Raw genomic sequence first — 1,050 nt, forward strand, 5'->3', positions numbered from 1 at the left:
ACCATCTTGAAGGACGCGGCCATCGAGGTCGTGTTCAGCGGCGTCCAGATGCCCCGAATGAACTCGATTATGGAGCGGTGGGTGCAGACGTGCCGGCGTGAACTGCTGGACCGCACGTTGATCTGGAACCAGCGCCACCTCTGCCACGCGGTGCGGGAGTTCGAGCGGTTCTACAACTCCCATCGGCCCCATCAGGGAATCGCGAACGCCCGACCGCTCCACCCCTTGCCCCAGGCGATCAGCGATCCAGGGCAGATCACCCACCTTGACATACGAAGGCGTGAACGCCTGGGTGGCATTCTCCACGAGTACGAACATGCCGCGTGACCTGGGCGGACGAGGTTTCCGGCAAGGGCGACGTCTTGTACTAGCCGTTGGCCGCTGGGATTGATCATCGTCGCGAGTGAAGGGCAGCCGGCCTGCCGTCGGGTCCGGTGGGTCGGAGTCGGTGGAGGTTGACACTAGGCAGGTGGGCTTGAACGGCGGAGAACCCCGGCAGGTGTGCCGGGGTCCTTGGAGCAGCGCTGTGCGTCTGGCGGGCGGCGTTGAGGTGGCACCCGTCTTGTCAGGCTGAGGTTTTCGACTGGGGCTGGCTGCCTTGGGTGCGCAGTTGCTCGTTGATGCGCTGGGCTTCTTCGAGCTGGTCTTCGAGGATGACGATGCGGCAGGCGGCATCTATGGCGGTGCCCTGATCGACGAGTTCGCGGGCGCGGGCGGCGATGCGCAGCTGGTAGCGGGAGTAGCGGCGGTGGCCGCCTTCGGAGCGCAGGGGGGTGATCAGGCGGTGTTCGCCCAGGGCGCGGAGGAAGGCGGGAGTGGTGCCGAGCATCTCGGCGGCCCGGCCCATGGTGTAGGCGGGGTAGTCGTCGTCGTCGAGGATGTCGGCGGGGCGGGTACTGCGAGGGGGCATAGACCTCTTCTTTCCGGGGGATGCGTCGGGGGGCCCGGGTGCCGTGGGCGAGGAAGAGCAGTTCCGTCTTCTTGGTCCTGACCGTGCGGAGCAGGTCGGCCGCGGTGGACTCGTAGTCCAGGCTGCCCGCGAACGGCGGA

2 protein-coding genes are annotated in these 1,050 nt (G+C 67.0%); one reads left to right on the plus strand and one right to left on the minus strand.

Going from position 1 to position 1,050, the window contains the following annotated elements; all coding sequences use genetic code 11:
* The first annotated feature begins 69 nt into the window (after nt 1-69).
* The gene (locus tag AB0M27_RS48200) at nt 70-327 is read left to right on the plus strand and encodes an integrase core domain-containing protein (RefSeq protein WP_365732510.1); all 258 of its coding nucleotides are present in this window, start codon (nt 70-72) and stop codon (nt 325-327) included.
* 238 nt (nt 328-565) lie between these two features.
* Here the strand turns inward: AB0M27_RS48200 and AB0M27_RS48205 are convergent, their stop codons facing one another.
* Nucleotides 566-910: a MerR family transcriptional regulator gene (locus AB0M27_RS48205; RefSeq protein WP_365732509.1), complete on the minus strand. Its 345-nt coding sequence runs from the start codon at nt 908-910 to the stop codon at nt 566-568.
* Nucleotides 911-1,050 lie beyond the last annotated feature (140 nt).

Source organism: Streptomyces sp. NPDC052107 (genome assembly GCF_040680215.1).
Taxonomy (GTDB): Bacteria; Actinomycetota; Actinomycetes; order Streptomycetales; family Streptomycetaceae; genus Streptomyces.